12 protein-coding genes and 1 tRNA gene are annotated in these 17,330 nt (G+C 63.5%); 4 read left to right on the forward strand and 9 right to left on the reverse strand.

Features of this window, described 5'->3' with window-relative positions:
• Window positions 1-1,339 (forward strand): phosphoenolpyruvate carboxykinase (GTP) (locus HX613_RS14760; RefSeq protein WP_235346014.1); only part of this gene is annotated, 1,339 nt, incomplete at its 5' end.
• 431 nt (window positions 1,340-1,770) lie between these two features.
• Here HX613_RS14760 and HX613_RS14765 read toward each other — a convergent pair.
• The 3 genes from HX613_RS14765 to HX613_RS14775 all read right to left on the reverse strand — a co-directional run bounded on the left by HX613_RS14765 (window position 1,771) and on the right by HX613_RS14775 (window position 5,154).
• A complete protein-coding gene (locus HX613_RS14765; protein WP_235346015.1) occupies window positions 1,771-2,004 on the reverse strand; it encodes a hypothetical protein in 234 nt (77 codons plus the stop codon).
• Window positions 2,001-3,482 carry an inorganic phosphate transporter gene (locus tag HX613_RS14770; RefSeq protein ID WP_235346016.1) on the reverse strand — a complete coding sequence of 494 codons (1,482 nt, stop codon included), beginning with the start codon at window positions 3,480-3,482 and terminating at the stop codon, window positions 2,001-2,003. Before HX613_RS14770 ends, HX613_RS14765 begins: the two co-directional genes overlap by 4 nt.
• Window positions 3,483-3,708: 226 nt before the next feature.
• Entirely contained in the window at window positions 3,709-5,154 is a 1,446-nt protein-coding gene (locus tag HX613_RS14775; RefSeq protein ID WP_235346017.1) for an aspartate aminotransferase family protein, read from the reverse strand.
• Between the two features lie 184 nt (window positions 5,155-5,338).
• On the opposite strand from HX613_RS14775, the gene HX613_RS14780 reads away from it, so the two are divergent.
• Window positions 5,339-6,994: a PucR family transcriptional regulator ligand-binding domain-containing protein gene (locus HX613_RS14780; RefSeq protein ID WP_235346018.1), complete on the forward strand. Its 1,656-nt coding sequence runs from the start codon at window positions 5,339-5,341 to the stop codon at window positions 6,992-6,994.
• A gap of 123 nt (window positions 6,995-7,117) precedes the next feature.
• Here HX613_RS14780 and HX613_RS14785 read toward each other — a convergent pair whose 3' ends face one another.
• The 6 genes from HX613_RS14785 to HX613_RS14810 form a co-directional block, all read right to left on the reverse strand.
• A complete protein-coding gene (locus HX613_RS14785) occupies window positions 7,118-8,203 on the reverse strand; it encodes a proline racemase family protein (RefSeq protein WP_235346019.1) in 1,086 nt (361 codons plus the stop codon).
• Between the two features lie 33 nt (window positions 8,204-8,236).
• Entirely contained in the window at window positions 8,237-9,136 is a 900-nt protein-coding gene (locus HX613_RS14790; protein ID WP_235346020.1) for a dihydrodipicolinate synthase family protein, read from the reverse strand.
• Window positions 9,137-9,194: 58 nt separating this feature from the next.
• Window positions 9,195-10,445 carry an FAD-dependent oxidoreductase gene (locus tag HX613_RS14795; RefSeq protein ID WP_235346021.1) on the reverse strand — a complete coding sequence of 417 codons (1,251 nt, stop codon included), beginning with the start codon at window positions 10,443-10,445 and terminating at the stop codon, window positions 9,195-9,197.
• Between the two features lie 305 nt (window positions 10,446-10,750).
• The gene (locus HX613_RS22730; protein WP_235346022.1) at window positions 10,751-11,506 is read right to left on the reverse strand and encodes a GntR family transcriptional regulator; all 756 of its coding nucleotides are present in this window, start codon (window positions 11,504-11,506) and stop codon (window positions 10,751-10,753) included.
• Between the two features lie 56 nt (window positions 11,507-11,562).
• Window positions 11,563-12,156 carry a short chain dehydrogenase gene (locus tag HX613_RS14805; RefSeq protein WP_235346023.1) on the reverse strand — a complete coding sequence of 198 codons (594 nt, stop codon included), beginning with the start codon at window positions 12,154-12,156 and terminating at the stop codon, window positions 11,563-11,565.
• 185 nt (window positions 12,157-12,341) lie between these two features.
• A tRNA-Ser gene (locus HX613_RS14810) sits at window positions 12,342-12,430 on the reverse strand.
• Between the two features lie 751 nt (window positions 12,431-13,181).
• On the opposite strand from HX613_RS14810, the gene HX613_RS14815 reads away from it, so the two are divergent.
• Together HX613_RS14815 and HX613_RS14820 are read left to right on the forward strand one after the other, a co-directional pair.
• Complete coding sequence (locus tag HX613_RS14815) at window positions 13,182-15,047, forward strand: LCP family protein (RefSeq protein WP_235346024.1); 1,866 nt, start codon at window positions 13,182-13,184, stop codon at window positions 15,045-15,047.
• The gene (locus HX613_RS14820; RefSeq protein ID WP_235346025.1) at window positions 15,044-17,290 is read left to right on the forward strand and encodes an FAD/NAD(P)-binding protein; all 2,247 of its coding nucleotides are present in this window, start codon (window positions 15,044-15,046) and stop codon (window positions 17,288-17,290) included. The genes HX613_RS14815 and HX613_RS14820 overlap by 4 nt, the downstream gene beginning before the upstream one ends.
• The last annotated feature ends 40 nt before the right edge of the window (window positions 17,291-17,330 follow it).

Consider the following 17,330-nt stretch of genomic DNA (forward strand, 5'->3'; position numbering starts at 1 on the left):
CAAGAGTGCTCTCGACGCGATCGTGGCCAACGGCGGCACCTTCGTCGAGTGCGTGCACTCGGTCGGCGCTCCGCTCGAAGCCGGGCAGGAAGATGTCGCCTGGCCCTGCAACCCCACCAAGTACATCACCCCACTTCCCCGAAGAAACGCTCCATCTGGTCCTTCGCTCGGCTACGGCGGCAACGCACTGCTCGGCAAGAAGTGTTACGCGCTGCGCATCGCCTCGTCGATCGCCCGCGACGAAGGCTGGCTGGCCGAGCACATGCTCATCCTCAAGCTGACGAGCCCGGAGGGCGAGGTCAAGTACATCGCCGCCGCGTTCCCCTCTGCTTGCGGCAAGACCAACCTCGCCATGATCGAGCCCACCATTGCCGGCTGGAAGGCTGAGACTCTGGGCGACGACATCGCCTGGATGCGCTTCGGCGACGACGGTCAGCTCTACGCCGTCAACCCCGAGTTCGGCCTCTTCGGCGTCGCACCGGGCACCGGTTACACCACCAACCCGACCGCGATGCGCGCCATCGAAGCAGGCGGCAACATCTTCACCAACGTCGCACTGACCGACGACGGCGACGTATGGTGGGAAGGCAAGACCGATGAGAAGCCAGCGCACCTCACCGACTGGCGCGGCAACGACTGGACCCCGGACTCGGAGACTCCAGCCGCTCACCCGAACTCGCGTTTCTGCACCCCGATCGCCAACGTCCCGACCCTGGCTCCCGAGTGGACGAACCCGAACGGCGTGCCGATCTCGGCCATCCTCTTCGGCGGTCGCCGCAAGACCACGATGCCGCTGGTGACCGAGACCAAGAGCTGGAACCACGGAGTGTTCATGGGATCGGTGCTCTCCTCGGAGACCACCGCAGCAGCCACCGGCGCCGTCGGCGTCGTTCGCCGCGACCCCATGGCCATGCGTCCCTTCATCGGCTACAACGTCGGTGACTACCTGCAGCACTGGCTCGACATCGGCAAGACCGAGGGTGCCCAGCTGCCGAAGATCTTCTACGTCAACTGGTTCCGCCGCGATGACGACAACTCGTTCCTGTGGCCAGGCTTCTCCGAGAACTCACGTGTTCTCAAGTGGGTCTTCGAACGCGTCACCGGAACCGCCGACGCGGCCGAATCCCCACTGGGCCTGACCCCCGTTGAGGGCGGTCTGGACACCGAGGGTCTCGACTTCACCGACGAGCAGCTGCGTAAGGCTCTCGCGATCAAGCCCGAGGAATGGGAAACCGAGCTCGGACTCATCGAAGAATGGTACGAGCAGCTCGGCGATTCGGTTCCAGCCGAACTCCGCGCCGAGGTCGACAATCTGCGTGACCGTCTGGGTCTCGCCTGAGACAGTGAGACTCTGTCATTGAGTCTCTGAGACCCTGAGTCATTGAGCCTCTGCTGAACGACAGAGAATCCCCCAACCACCGTCGAGGTGGTTGGGGGATTCTCGTATGCAGGGACGCAGTGCCCGCGGTGTTCGGAGCCTGAGGCCCTCGGAACCTGCGCGTGTTCGGAGCCTGCGGTATTCGGCGCGTTCAGTGCTGCGAGGGTGGCTTCGGTGGCGCCAGCGGGGGTCCGAGTCAGCTGCCGAATCGCATCACGTGCCGGGAGCACCAATTCACACTGCGGGAACTGTAGGACGAGATGCTCCGGGGAGGATGTGCGATGCCAACGGTAGTGAATATAACGGACTGCAGTGAATGCGACTACCGATGGTGGGTGGCGCTACCGCAGGCGGTGCCGCAGGCGGTGCGGCAGTTGCGGTCAGAGACGCGCTCAGGCGCCGTGGAGCGCAGGGACGATCAGGTAGACGCCGACGAGCACAACGATGCTGCAGACACCGAACACTGCCCAGTAGCCGACCCTGAGCAGGGGCTTGCTCTGGCCTTCGGCAGCCAAGTCGACGTGCACTGCCCGCATCCGCACAGCGGTGGAGAAGAGTGTGATGACGACGATCGCTGACACCCAGGTCGCGACCGCAACGATGAGGAATGAGCTCCAGTCGATCATTTCGAATCTCCCCTGTCTGCGCGTGTCTCATCGGCTCGTGTCTGATCAGCATCTGTCTCCGCCGCTGAGGTGTGCACGGCGCTGGGGTCGAAGCCGGCATCTACGCCGGTGTCGGAACCGATTCCGGAGCTGGGGCCCGCGTCGGGGCCAGCGCCCGCGTTGGAGTCTGCATCGGCAGCGGCGCCGATGCTCGCCTCAGAGCCTGTTTCGGCAGCTGGACCGACACCGGACTTCGCATCCGCTTTGTCAGAAAGCCGCTGGTCTCGGGCTTCGGCGCGAGCGGCACGCTTCATTGCTGCGCGTTTGCGGTTGCGGTCCTTGCGAATCTTGCGCTTGCGGCCGCGGATGCCGACAGCCTCGCCGACGGTGTCGAAGTTCGAGAGGTCAGTCTGCTTGGCTTTGAGCGAGCTCAGGAAGATCCAGAGGACGGCAAGGACTGCAATGACCGTGTCGATGATGACGCCGATGGTGCCCAGATGCGCGATGCCTGCAGCGATGCCGCCGACGATTCCGGCCGCTGGGATGGTCAGCAGCCAACCCGATGCGATCCGGCCGGCAGTCGACCACTTCACGTCCGCGCCCTTACGGCCCAGACCGGAGCCGACTACCGAACCGGACGCCACCTGCGTCGTCGACAGAGCAAAGCCCAGGTGGGACGAGGCGAGAATTGCAGCGGCAGTCGAGGTCTCGGCGGCCAGTCCCTGAGCGGGCTTGACGGTGGTGAGCTTCGTGCCGAGGGTGTCGATGATTCGCCATCCGCCGACATACGTTCCCAAGGCGATCGCCAGCGCGCAGGCGGTGATCACCCAGATGTGAGGACCGGTTCCGTGATCCTGGAGGTTCGCGGACACGAGCACGAGGGTGATGACACCCATGGTCTTCTGCGCATCGTTGGTGCCGTGTGCCAAAGCCACGAGGGAGGAGCTGAAGATCTGCCCGTATTTGAACGGAGCCCGGTGAGCGGTCTTCCCTTCGCCGTTGCGTCGCGTGATGGCATAGGCCAGGCGCGTGCACAGATAGGCACCCACGCCGGCGATGATCGGAGCGGCGACGGCGGGCAGGACCACCTTGGACACGAAAACGCCGAAGTCGACGGAGTTGAGTCCGGCACCGATGATCGCGGCACCGATCAGTCCGCCGAACAGCGCGTGTGACGACGACGACGGCAGGCCGAAGCGCCACGTCGCCATATTCCAGATGATCGCACCGATGAGGCCGGCAAGGATGAAGTCCGGAGTGATCTGGACTCCCCCACCGCCTTCTTTGATGATGCCCCCGGAGATGGTCTTCGCCACCTCGGTGGACAGAAAGGCACCGACAAGGTTGAGCAATGCTGCCAGGGTGACGGCCGTCTTCGGCTTGATCGCTCCTGTGGCGATCGGAGTCGCCATGGCATTGGCCGTGTCGTGAAAGCCATTGGTGAAGTCGAAGAACAGTGCTAGCACGATGACCAACACAACGACGAAGATGATTTCCACTAAGCGACCTTGAACGTAGACACAATTCGGACCGTGGATGATTTAGCTGGCGGGCAGCGTCCTCAATCGAAAAAAGTCTACCGCCTATTCCGCCGAATCTTCACCCACTGTTCGGTGCAACTCCACTCGTGACACTCTGCGTTCATCCCTGAGCTGGCAGAACACCTCCCCACCAGGCCCGGAATGTATCGACGTTCACAATCGACCTGGTGAGTAGGCGCAATGGTCAGCCGACGAAGCCGTCGGCAATGGTCAGCGCTTCGTCAAGGACCTCGAGACCGAAGCGCACGTCCTCGTCCGGCGTGTTCAGCGGCGGGACGACATGGATTCGGTTGAAGTTGGCGAAGGGAAGCACTCCCCCAGCCTTCATCGCACCGATGACTTGGTTCATCTCCGGCGAGCTGCCGCCGTACGCGGCCAACGGCTCCCTCGTCGTCCGATCCTTGACAAGCTCAACGGCCCATAAGCAGCCCATGCCGCGGACTTCGCCGATCGAGGGATGCCGCTGCGCCATCTCGCGCAGAGCCGGACCGATGATGTCCCGGCCGAGGCGGTCGGCATTCTCGATCATTCCCTCCTCGTCCATCGCATTCATCGTGGCGACCGCTGCCGCACATGCCAGCGGATGACCCGAATAGGTCAGACCGCCGGGATAGACACGGTCGCGGAAGGTCTCGAAGATCGCGTCGGAGATCGCGACTCCGCCGAGTGGCACATAGCCCGAGTTCACGCCCTTGGCGAAAGTGATGAGGTCCGGGGTGACGTCCCAGTGGTCGACGGCGAACCAGCGACCGGTCCGACCGAAGCCGGCCATCACCTCGTCGGCGATGTAGACGATGCCGTAGCGAGCCGTCAGCTCTCGCACACCCTCGAGGTACCCGGCCGGAGGCCCGTAGATCCCGGCAGTGCCCGGCACGGTCTCGAGGATGAGTGCAGCGATGTTGTTCGGGCCCTCGAGCGTGATCATGTCCTCAAGGTGCTGCAGCGCTCGCTGCGTCTCTTCCGCCTCGGTGGTGGAGCCGAAGTAGGAACGGTACTGGTAGGCAGGCATGAAGTGGACGATGCCCTCGGCCGAGTAGTCATTGGCGAAACGGCGCGGGTCACCCGTGACGTTGACGGCCAGCTGGGTGCCGCCGTGGTAGCTGCGATAAGCGGAGAGCACCTTGGTCCTGCCGGTGTGCAGCCGTGCCATGCGGATCGCGTGCTCGTTCGCGTCGGCACCACCGTTGGTGAAGAACACGTGGTCGAGATCGCCTGGAGTCCGATCGGTGATGAGCCTGGCAGCCTCCGAGCGGGCATCGTTGACGTGCTGGGGAGCAATCGTGCAGAGCTTCGCCGCCTGGTCCTGAATCGCCGACACGACCTTCGGGTGCTGGTGCCCGATGTTCGTGTTCACCAGCTGTGAGGACATATCGAGCAGCTTCCGCCCCTCGCCGTCCCAGACATAGGGTCCAGCCGCGTCGACTATCGTCATCGGCTCGAACGGCCCCTGTGCCTGCCAGGAGTGGAAGACGTGCGCACGGTCGAGCTCGTAGGCACGTTGGCCTGCTTGCAGCTGTTCGGCAGTGAACGCCCGCTCGCAGTGGCCACGATCCGCGTTGCTCTCCGAGCCTTCAGTCCTGGAGTCGTTGACCTCACGGTCGAGCTCTTCGTTCGCATTGATCACAGTCATGATGCGCCGTCCTTTCGCAGTTCATTCCATATCGCCGAGGTGGGTCAGACCGCCGAGGTGACCCTGACCTTTCAATGGTGAGCCAGCCGTACAAGAATCGCCATGGACGACCTGTCAACATATGTCCATGCAGACTTACACTGTGTAAACAACGTGGACTGGAGAGGGCGAAGGGAAGCGAACATTGGAAGCTTGGTCGCAGCGAGAACCGGATCTGACGATCGCGAACCTGCTCGACGTCGACGAGATCCGCCACGGTGATCCCGAAGTCGTGACAGGTGGCGACCAGGTGGGGCGTGCAGTGAGATGGGTCCACATCGCCGATTCGGAGAATGTCGCGCAGTTCCTCGAGGGCGGCGAACTCGTGCTCAGCACAGGCTTGTCCTACCGGTCGTCACAGGAGTCGACGGCAAATTTCCTCGATCAGCTCGAATCCGTCTCTGCCGCCGGTGCTGTCATCGAACTCATCCATGACGATGGCCGAGCTGATGACGAAGCCATCGAGAACGTGCGTGCTGCCGCCCGCGGACGCGAGATCCCGATCGTGATTCTGCGTCGCCGGATCAAGTTCGTCCGCGTCACGGAGCTCGCTCACCAGGAACTGCTCGGTCGGCAGCTTGCCCGCGTAGAGCGCGCCCGCACGGTCCACGAGGTCTTCACCCAGTTGAGCCTGGAGAGTGCTGGAGCCCAGGACATCGTCGACCGCACATCGGAGCTGCTGGGCTCACCCGTCATGCTCGAAGATGTCGGACATCGCCTTCTCGCCCACGCCGGCGATATTCCCTCGTCGCGCACTGCTCGGCGTGAAAGCAATGGCTCGGACCACCTCGGCGAGGTCCAGGAACATGAACATGGGCACGGGCACGGGCACGGGCAACGGTGGCTGCAGACTCCGGTGGGACTGCGAGATCGGCGGTGGGGCCGGCTGCTCGCGCCGGGCCGTCTGGAATCCGACGAGGAGGCAGCACAGGTCATAGAGCGCGCCGCGCAGACTCTGACCTTGGCACGGATGGCCGAACGCGACGAACAAGACCTTCTCATCCAGGCTCAGGGCGGACTGGTCCGCGAAATCATCGAATCGGCAGACGTCGACGAGAAGCAGGTCCGAGTTCGGGCGGCGGACCTGGGGTTCGCACCACGAGGGCGCATGATTCCCGTGGTCGTCCGAGTTGATCGCGGTCCGAATACCGACCCGACATCACTCCAGCTGCGGGAACGGTCGTTGCACCGTGCTTTCGTCACTGCAGCAACCGCTCACCACTGCTCCACACTGTCCGCCGGACTGCAATCGGGTTCATTCGGCACCGTGGTGGCGCTCCCCCCAGGCACCGATGGTGATGCGGTCCTCGCGGGGCTCATCGGTGAACTTCCCACCCACGACGCCACAGTCGGAGTCGGGCGGACGAGCAAGTCGATCGTCGACGCTGCCAGCCAGCTCGAATCCGCCAACCAGGTGGCCGAGATCGCGTCGACACTCGAGTTGCGACAACGGCAGTACTACCGATTCTCCGACGTCAGACTGCGCGGACTGCTCTCATCCCTGCGCCATGACCCGAGCGTTCGGGCCTTCGCCGAGGCGGAGCTGGCTCCTCTGCTCGAGGCTGAAGGTGGAAGCGGTGGCGGTGGCGGTGGCGGTGGCGAGGAGATGCTCACCCTCCTCGAACAGTTTCTCTCTCACAGCGGCAATAAGTCAGCGCTTGCCCGCAGCGGCTTCCTGTCTCGTCCGGCACTGTACGCACGCCTGGACAGACTTCAGGCCAAGCTCGGGGTCTCGCTGGAAGATGCGGAATCACGCACCGCACTCCACGTCGCCATTCTGTGGCTGCGCACAAACCGGTGAGGTGAACTGCACGCGATGGATTCACCTCCCGAGCATTGTAAGACATTCACCGACCTTCGAGTTCCATAAGCTGCCCCTTCGCCACGCACTGTCCATTCGCAGTCGGGAGAACTGACATCGAGTTCACTCCCCGGCCGTCATTCGGCCCATCCCCCGTCCCCAGATGTCGCCGACGGTATAGCCGACGGGGAACGGATCGTCGGATTCTACGACGAGCTGGTGGAACCCTGTGATCCACCCGCGACCGCTGATCGTCGGCACGATCCCCGGAAGACCGCCCACGGATGCCGTCTCCTTCACCTCGGCGGTGAAGGTCGTGCCCATCATCGATTCGTGAACGAACTTCTCCCCGACGGCCATCTCTCCCCTGGCAAACATCGCTGCCACACGAGCGCTGGTTCCGGTTCCGCACGGCGACCGATCGAAGGTGCCTGACCAGGTGCTCGGATCATCAAGGTCGACCTCCCCGTTGGGCAGGACCACGGCATTTCGGCCGTGCGTGCCCTCGGTTCGTGCCGGTCCGTGGATCATCGGCAGAGCGATCGAGTCGATCTCGGGGATGAGCGGGTGGACGACGCCGAACGCATCGTCGGCGGCTTTCCTCATCACCGAGGCGGCCCGGATGATCTCCTTCGCATTGCCCGGCTCGAGGTCGATGCCGAGGTGCTCTGCCTTGGCTTGAACGTAGAACTGTCCCCCGAAGACGATATCGACGGGAATCGTTCCGTAGCCGGGAACCTCCAGCGGCAGATCAAGACCATGGACGAATGCGGGCACATTGTCGAAGGTGACCAGTGTGGCCCGGCCCTCTTCCACTCTTGCGCGCACCGTGACGATCCCGACCGCGGTGTCCACGCGCAGAGTGGTGATGGGTTCGAGGACATCGATCGCCCCGGTCTCGATGAGTGCGGTCACCGCACAGATGAGATTCGATCCCGACATGGGTCGGAATCCGCCCTGTTCCATGACGATCATGCCGAAGTCGCAACTGGGATCTGCCGGAGGGACGATCAGAGGCGAGCAGAGCCCGGGATATCCGCGAGGTTCCTGCAGGACCAGGGTGCGCAGGTCATCGAGATGGTCACGACAGTAGCGAAGACGCTCGACCATGGTCGCACCCTTGACTCGCAGACCGGAGTCCATGAGGACTCGGCCCGGTTCACCAGCCGCGTGAACGTCGACCGTCTGAATGAGCTGCCTGTTGGCCATCGTGTCGGTACCTCGTTCGAAAACGGTTGACGCTCAGGCGACGGTCTCGAGGCCTGCGGCGCTGAGGAGGCCTCGAAGTTCCTCGCGATATTCCGTCGCCAGCGGCAGAATCGGCGCGCGCGTCGGTCCTGCTGGCATCCCGACGAGTTCGACCCCGGTCTTCACTCCGCAGGCATAGCTGTGTGATTCGAGGAAGACACATATGGGGTGAATCTTCTCCCACAGATCCCGCGCTCGCGGCATGTCAGTGTCGATGGCCAACGCGTTGTACAGATCGACACACAGTCGGGGAATGAAGCTGGCTGCTCCCCACACACCTGCATTGGTTCCGAGTGCGAGCGCTGCGAAGGTCAAGGTGTCACAGCCGTTGATAGCTTGGATGTCGTCGGACTGGTCGAGATAGACGGAGGTGAACTTCGAGAAGTCACCGCTGGTGTCCTTGTAGCACGCGACTCCTCCTTCCCGACCAAGTCGACCGAACTCTTCAGCACTGACGTCAAGCCCGGTGGCATCCGGAATGTTGTAGAACATGATCGGGATGTCGACGACGCTCGAGACTGCCCGGTAGTGGGCGATGGTCTCTTCGATGGACGGAGTGTCGTAGAAGGGAGGAACGATCATCAGAGCATCGGCACCTGCTTCTTCGGCGTCGCGGCTGAGTTCGATGGTCTCTGCCGTTGAGAGTGCCCCAGTTCCCGCGACCACGGGCACACGCCCACCCGCCGCACGAAGGTAGGCCCGGTTGCAGGCCTTGCGCTCCGCGACAGTGAGTGCGGTGAATTCTCCGGTCGAGCCGCCCGGCACCAATCCGTGGACGCCGTTCGAGATCATATGCTCGACCTGAGCCCCGATACCGGCGATATCGATCTCGCCGCCGTCACGGCTGAACGGGGTAATGCATGCGGCATAGATGCCGGTGAAGGTGAGTGACATGAGTTTGGCCTTTCAACTGGTGGCTGTCGTTCGACATTGGACGAGGAGCGGGAATCGATCAGAATCGCTGTGGTGATATCCGCGCGAGGAGATCGGGACTGAGGTTGGATCTTCGGTCGAGCATGATGTCGGTGAGCACCTTCGCCGAGGCGGGTGCCAGGGTCAGCCCCAACATCGAATGGCCGGAATTCACAAAGACGTTCCTCGCCGTACCCAGGTTGCCAATCACGGGAAGCCCATCCGGTGTCATCGGCCGCGAGCCCGCCCACGGAGCCTGCTCACCGGACTGTGCATCACCCCAGTCACGGAAGGATTGCCTGGCCGCACTGCGAATGGCTTCGACGCGGACATCATTGACTTCGTCATCTCGGCTGCCGAATTCCATCGTCCCCGCCAGCCGAAGCATGCCGTTGAGTGGGGTGACTGCGACCCTTGTGTCTTCGAGAGTCAGTGAGGTTCTCAGTCTTATCGGCGCCGGGGCGTAGTCGATGCTGTACCCTTTGCCCGAATAGATGGGCAGTCTGCGTCCGAGCTCGCCCAGAAGTGCACCGGTCGGCACGCCTGCGGCGACGACGACGGCATCGGCAGCGATGACCTCTGCGTCGGTGGTGACGATCGCAGTGACATTGTCACCGCTGCGCACGAAGCTGCGCACGGTCGCGCCCTCGCGCACTTTCACACCGATGTCGCCCAACTTCTTCAGCAGTCCACGGGTCAGCGAGTTGGGTTCGATCTGTCGATCGGCGGGAAAGAACATCCCGTGGCGAATTCGGTCGCTCAGTGCCGGCTCCGCCTCCAGCAGGTCATCGCCGTGGAGTTCTTCGGCGACGTGACCAGCCGTTGCGAACGCCCTCAGAGTCTGAGCGTGTTCTTCGAATCGAGCGGTGGTCTCAAATGCCAGGAGCACTCCCCGAGCATGCATCTCGAAATCGATGCCCTGGCGCTGATAGTCATCGAAGAGCGCATTCGCGTCTTCACCCATGCGCAGGTGCACGTCGAGACCTGCGTCGAAGTCCTTGGCGTTGCAGTGTTGGGCCATCCGGAGCAGAAACCTCAGGTATCCGGGTGCCAAAGACGGTTTGATCGACAGTGGGCTGTCGGGCCTGAGCATCCATCTGATGCCCTGCAGCAGGACACCCGGCCCGGGAACCGGAGTGCTCTCAGCCAGTGCCACTTTCGCCGCATTGCCATGGGATGCGCCGGCGCCGCACTTTCCTGCTTCGAGAAGCGTGACCTCGCAGCCGGCAGACGCCAATTCATAGGCGCTGGCCAGGCCCACCACTCCACCGCCGACAACGACTGCTTTCATACAGGTCTCCCTCAGTGCCGACCGCGACCGACATTAGTCGCGGCTTCAGGATTGTATGACAATCCCTTGGGGATCACGCTACGCATTCGTGGTGATCGCGTCAATGCTCTTCCGCACAGAGTTTCCCAAGTGCCTGCGCGTCGGACCGGCTGATGCCCCACTGAACTCTGGGAACAGCCGGCCGGTTGGCAAGCCGGCCGGACGGTTGGTCAGTCGGCCGGTCGGTTGGTCAGTCGGCCGGTCGGTTCGCTGGTTGGCCGGCCGGTCGGCAAGTCGGTCTGTCGGTCGGTCGGCAAGTCCGCGAGTCAGTCGCTCGATTCAGGAGTCAGCAATGCGAGCTCCTGGGCGCTGCCCATGGTGTGAACGTCCAGGGCTGTGCGAATCTGCGCAGAATCACCCGTGCGGATCGCGCGCATCAGCGCCGCATGGATGGCATGAGCCCGCGCAGGATTCGTTCGGGTGAATTGGTCATAGGCCAAAACGATCGTCATCTGCGCTTCCATCACCGGCCAGATACGCATGAGCAGGTAGTTGTTCGCCGCTTCCCAGATTCCGCGGTGGAATCGCACGTGCGCCTCATGCAGGGCCAGAGGGTCCGATTCTGCGGTGGCCTTCTCGAACGTCCGCCATGCGTCTTCCAGCGCCTTCATCCTCCGGCCGGTCTTGTCGGCAAGGATCTCGCTGATCGCCTCGGTGTCGAGGGCGACCCGGATTCGAGCGATGTCGAGCAGAGAATCGGACTGAATATCGGCTACCCGAAGGCCACGGTAGGCCTCCTGGATCAGAAAGCCGTCCCTCGCCATCTGATTAAGTGCCTCGCGAGCGGTCGGACGGCTGACGTCGAGAGAAGACGTGAGCTCGGCTTCGATGATGCGCTGCCCCGGTCGGATCTCGCCGACCACGATTCGTCGCTTGATCTCATCAACGACGCGCTGCCGGCGCTCCGTATTGGAAGCAGGAGCCTGCGCCGTGCCGCCGGAGGATTTCTGCGGGGCGCCCGACCTGGGAGCGCCTGCCGTTGCGTGCTCGATATCGTTTTTCGCTGATTCCGATGAGTCCACTCCGACACCTCCTGATCGATATCGATTGCCGAGTCAGTTCAAACTGCCGGACTAGGTCAGACAGAGATGACCCTGCCGGTGACGTTTCCTTCGACGGAGCGCACGAACGCCGCAGCGACCTGTTCGTCGGTCACCGGAACCATCCCCGCGAATGCGTCGTGGAAGTGAGGAGAGTTCGCCAGCACATTTGGGCTGACTGCATTGATACGGATGCCGCGCGGAAGTTCTGGGGCAGCGGAGATGACGAATGATTCGACGGCGCCGTTGACCAATGCGGCCGCAGCTGCTGTCGGCACAGGCTCCCGGCTGAGCACACCGGTGGTAACCGTGATCGATCCGCCGTCGTTGAGATAGTCGAGGCCCTGTGTGACGAATTCAACCTGGCCCAGAGCTTTCGACACAAAGGCGCTCATGTAGTCATCACGCGTGAGCTCTGTGACCGGCTTGAATGCCGCAGAGCCCACCGCCACGACGATGGCATCGATTCGTCCCACCGCCTCGAGCAGCCCGGCAATCGATTCAGGATCCGAGGTGTCGGCTCCAGGCTGAGTGGATCGGGACGCCGAAACGACGCTGTGCCCTCGCGCCTCCAACTCGGCTCGAGCAACCCCTCCGACGTGCCCCGCGGCTCCAACCAGCAAGATCTTCATGACACCGACTCCTCGTAGTTGCTTTGAAATACCACTCAAGATTGACTGACAATCCTGAGCCTAGGGGATGACGAGCAATCGCACCAGGGATGGGGTGCCGCTCACCCCTAGCCCTGAGGTGCGAGCAGACGAAAAACCCCCGTCTGACCGGTGTCTCACTGGTCAGACGGGGGCAATTCACAACGCGGAGTCGGAGGGATTTGAACCCTCGGTCCCCAGTTCAAGGGACTTCACCTTAGCAGGGTGACGCTTTCGGCCGCTCAGCCACGACTCCAAATACTGATTCGACACCTCCCCTCGGAGAGAGTGCCGAACCTGCAGTTTGCACTACGGGGAACAGCCTATGCGAAACCAGCGGCGAAGAGCAAAGCGTACAGACAAAGAGTGGCCTTGATCATAATCCGGCTATAGTCGGACCACCGGAAAAACGGGGATGGCGACCAGGTTCCCCTGCTCGCATACACGCGAATTCCAGCATTCATCAATCTACGGGCGTAAAATCGACCTGAAGTGCTCAGCGGTTTGCTCTCTGACGGGTTTGGGAACGATGCTACGGAGGTGCGCCCTGCGCTGGCATCGATCATGATGCGCGCCGATGGCCAGCATCGTGAGCAACGCACACAGCACGAGATGTAAACCTACGAGGAGTTAAGAACTTGCCAGAGATTCCCCCTGACAAGCAAGGGCCGAATGGGAACGACCCCAATTCTCGCCCCGCTGGTCACCGTCTCCGCGCTTCTTCTCGTCCTCGATTCCGCGGTGATGCAACAGCCAGTGAGGATGAATCGAGCTCACTTCGTCCGTCATCGAATTCGCAGTCGAGGCCGCAGCGGGCCTCCCCTCAGTCGCAGAACTCAACCAGTCAGTCTCAGAACTCAGCCAGGTCACAGAATTCGGCCGATGCACACCGTCCGTCCTCCGCCTCACAGCAGCCGAGCTCCTCGAACAATCAGTCGAAGGCACCCAATCAGTCGAAGGCACCGACGCCTCGTCCAGTAGCTCCACGCACTCGCCGCGAAGCACGGATGCTTCGTGCCGCGGGCGCCAGCGGTGCCTCCGCCGCAGGAGTGGCATCTGCCGCCGAGGCCCAGGAACGCAGTGCCAGCACACCGGAGCAGACCGCCTCCGCACCAGAACCAAGACCCGACAACGCCGCCCGGCCCGCCGATGCACGCAACCGCGGCCCCGCCTCGGCGAGGGCATCAGCAGACAGAGTCGCTGACGATGCAAGCGCAGCACCGCGGCGCAGAGACCGCCGAAGGGACGAAGCGGCAAACGACGCCGAGACCTCGCGCGCACGGCGCCATTCCTCGCGGGTCGGAGAAGCCTTCCCCAGCCTCGTCGGCTGGACCTCACTGAGTACCCTGCTCCCAGGCATCGGTCTGCTGCGCACACGATTCCGACCACTGGGCCTCATCCTGCTCGGCGGATTCGTCCTCACCTTCCTCATCGCACTCGTCTATGTCCTCGTCAAAGGACCGATCCGCGCGTTCGGCACCGTCGTCTCAAGTCCGACGATGCTGACCTTCCTCGCGATCATCCTCGCCATCATCGGCGTGATCTGGGTCCTCGCGATCGTGATCTCCCACTTCGGGCTGCGCAAGGGGCACCGCTATGCCCCGTGGCAGAACAAGATGGCCGGCGTGCTCGTCGTCTCGCTCGCGCTCATCGTCGGCATCCCCCTCGGCGTCGGTTCGGTCTACGCTCGAGTCCAGGGCGATACGGTCTCCAGCCTGTTCGGCGACAGCACAGGAGATTCCAAGAGCGCCGAAGACCTCTGGGCCGATAAGCCCTATATCAACGTCTTCCTCATGGGCCGCGACAACGGCGATGACCGTGAGGGCACGCGCCCTGACACCATGCTCGTCGCCTCGATCGACACGAAGACCGGCAATACCGCACTGATCTCTGTGCCTCGTAACCTCGCGTTCCCGATCTTCCCCGAAGGCAGCGAATTGGACAAGGCCTGGCCCGACGGATTCCGGCCCACGGGTCAATCGTCTGTCGACCTCATCAACTCAGTCTGGCAGTGGGGCGAACAGAACAAGGATGACATCGGCAACACCCATGGCCTGGAACCGGGCATGTTCACCACGATGCAGGCAGTGGAGGGCTCACTGGGCCTCAACCTCGACTACTGGGCTTCGGTGGACATGGGCGGTTTCGAGGACGTCGTCGATGCCATCGGCGGCGTGAAGATCGACGTCGAACGCCCCATCCCGATGGGCGGCGGCAAGTCCATGTCCGGAGCCGCGAACGAGGTCTACGGCTGGGTCGATCCAGGTCCGCAGACGCTCAAGGGCAAGGACGCACTTTGGTACGTGCGCTCACGTGAAGGCAGTGACAACTACGACCGCATGTGCCGTCAGCAGCGCATGATCAAGACGACCCTCGATCAGGTCGACCCCCGCGAACTCGCTACGGCGTACCCCAAGCTCGCGAACTCGGCGACCAAGAACATCGCCACCTCGATTCCGCAGAACGAGGTCCCGGCCTTCATCGAACTTGCGGTCTCGATGCAGAAGGGCGACGTCACGACGGTGCAGATCAACAACGACGTCACCCCCACGTACGACCCCGACTTCGACGTCCTCCACAAGTGGATCCTCGGCGAGGTCAAGGGCGCGTCCAAGGGTGAGGAGTCGCCCAAGCCGACCAATACTGCAGCCCCGGACGAGAAGAAGGACACCGCAGAGGAGGAGCCCACGGAAGGGGCCCCCGACGAGGAGGCAGCGTCCGAGGAGGCACCCGCCGGAGAAGAGGGCGGTGAGCCCACCGAGACCACGAAGCCCGGCGAGCCCAACGCCGAAGGCAAGTGCTACCCGAAGGGTTTCAAGCCCGGCGACGACTTCCCCGGCTACCCAGGCCCGGGAGCCGGAGATGAAGGGTGACGACTTCCTCGCCACAGTCGGGAGCCGGAAGCTCATCTGAGGCGCACTCACCTGCTGCAGACACTCCATACGCGCAGGTCCATTCGGTGTCGATCATCGGAGCCGGACCTCGCGGGATTTCGGTCCTCGAGAGACTCGTCGCCCTCGCCGCCGAACGGTTCTCGGGCGCAGGTACCCCGCCCACGATCGTCATCGACCTCATCGATCCCTATCCTCCGGGCGCGGGAATCGTCTGGCGCACGGATCAGCCCGCGACCCTGCTGATGAACACGACGATCGCCGAGCAGACGATCTTCCCCGACTCCAGCTGTTCGTTCGTCTCCCCCGATGGCGCGTCCGATCGGTACGGCCCGAACATGGCGCAGTGGTACCGAGATGAGGGCGGAACAGACCCCGTCGATGCCACGTTCCCCAGCCGGACTCTCTACGGCCGCTATCTGCGCGACGCCTACGCTCACATCCGCGACACGGCACCTGACTTCATCACGATCGTCGAACATCCGACCAAGGTCGAATCGGTCATCGATCTCCCGCCCGTCGAGCCTTTGGGCCACACGTCCACGGACGCTGAAACCGTGCCGCCGCAGCTGGTCCGCTGCGAGGACGGAACCGCCATCATCGCCTCGGCCGTCGTCCTCGCCGTCGGCCACATCCCCAGCGCGCAGACCGAGGAACGTGCCCGGCTCGCGGCCTTCGCACAGCGCACCGGCGGACTCTACATCCCACAGGGTCTGCCGGCGGAAGCTCCCATCGCCGAGGTGGCACCCGGCAACCGTGTCATCATCCGTGGCATGGGTCTGAACTACTTCGACCTGCAGACACTGTTCACGCATGAACGTGGAGGCCGCTTCGACCCGGATCCCGACATCGCGGGCGAGCTGCGCTATGTGCGCAGCGGTGAGGAGCCTCGCCTGCTGCTCGGCTCACGCCGGGGCGTCCCCTACCGCAGCAAGCCCATCTGCCAGGCCCACCCTCGCTCACCGTGGCCTCTGCGCTACTTCACGCGGGAGAACATCGCCCTGCTGGCAGGCCTCGACGACCTCGACGGTGACCGCAAAGCGGGAGCACGTTTCAACGACCAGCTGTGGCCGCTCATCCTCGCCGACCTTCGTCTCGCCTACTACAGCACCCTGTCCCGGATCCGTCCCGATGCGTTCGCCGGTGACCCTGGACAGCTGCGTGAGGCCATCGCCGAGGCGGTGTCCCGACACCTGACCAGGCGCACCTGGCAGGAGACCCACCCGGACGCACACGAATCCGCCGACTTACATGCTGGGAACGCTGACGCCGCTGCCGAGTCGCGCCAGCACGAAGCCGCCGAGGCTGCGCGCCAGGGCCGTGTCACCCGCGAGGCCTTCGCCTGGTCGGAGATCGAGGTGAGCCTCGTCCCCGACCCCGCTCACCGCATGTCACTGCACGAGCTGCTCAACCCGCTCGAGGGACGAGAGTTCGATAGCCGAGGCCCCAGGGAGGAGAACTCCCTGCACGAGTGGATGCTCGACTTCCTCCGCGCCGACCTCCACGATTCGCTGGCCGGCCCCGAGGGCAGCGCCGAAAAGTCGCTTTTCACCGTGCTCTGGCAGTCTCGGCTGCTGCTCAAAGAGCTCATCGTGGCAGGCCATATCGACCGGGTCAGCATCGACATGGAGATCTGCGGTTGGTTCGAAAGCTTCGTCTCCGGCATCTGCGACGGTCCTCCCCCGCAGCGCATCGCTGAGCTTCTCGCCCTGGCCGAAGCCGGCCTCGTCGAGTTCATCGGCCCGGACATGCGCATCGAGGCGAATCCCGATGTCTCAGCACCTGCCGACGGGAGGCCCGCGGTTGCAGACGGGAGCTCCTCGTATGCAGTCGGGGATCCGTTGCCGCAGATCTTCACGGTCACCTCGGCGCAGGTCGCGGGCGGCATCACGGGCAGCGTCGTCATCGATGCTGCTTCACCGACGAACGCGGTGTCCCGGGCCGCCGATGTGCTGGTGCACGGGATGGTCGAACGCGGCCAACTCACGCCCGCCCGTCTGACCTTGGACGACGGTCGTGAGAAGTTCCTCAATGGACTGGCGCTCACGCCGCGGCCCTACCGCACGATCGATGTCGACGGCACCGTGCACCCCCGCCGTTTCGCACTGTCCATTCAGCTCTCCTCCGTCCAGTGGGGTCTGGCGATCGCCGCGAATCCTCATACGAACGCAGCAACACTGAACGACTCCAACGCCGCAGCCACGGCGATCCTCGACCTCATCTGAGGCACACGTAGGCCCCGAACGCCCTGCTGCGGCGCATGGC

It is taken from the genome of Brevibacterium sp. UCMA 11754 (assembly GCF_021532275.1).
In the GTDB taxonomy this organism is placed as follows: Bacteria; Actinomycetota; Actinomycetes; order Actinomycetales; family Brevibacteriaceae; genus Brevibacterium.

Coding starts and splice junctions, on each gene's coding strand:
- HX613_RS14775 (WP_235346017.1), bottom strand. CDS start 5,154: ATGACTGTGATCAATGCGAACGAAGAGCTCGACCGTGAGGTCAACGAC.
- HX613_RS14815 (WP_235346024.1), top strand. CDS start 13,182: ATGCTTCGTGCCGCGGGCGCCAGCGGTGCCTCCGCCGCAGGAGTGGCA.
- HX613_RS14785 (WP_235346019.1), bottom strand. CDS start 8,203: ATGGCCAACAGGCAGCTCATTCAGACGGTCGACGTTCACGCGGCTGGT.
- HX613_RS14765 (WP_235346015.1), bottom strand. CDS start 2,004: ATGATCGACTGGAGCTCATTCCTCATCGTTGCGGTCGCGACCTGGGTG.
- HX613_RS14805 (WP_235346023.1), bottom strand. CDS start 12,156: ATGAAGATCTTGCTGGTTGGAGCCGCGGGGCACGTCGGAGGGGTTGCT.
- HX613_RS14795 (WP_235346021.1), bottom strand. CDS start 10,445: ATGAAAGCAGTCGTTGTCGGCGGTGGAGTGGTGGGCCTGGCCAGCGCC.
- HX613_RS14790 (WP_235346020.1), bottom strand. CDS start 9,136: ATGTCACTCACCTTCACCGGCATCTATGCCGCATGCATTACCCCGTTC.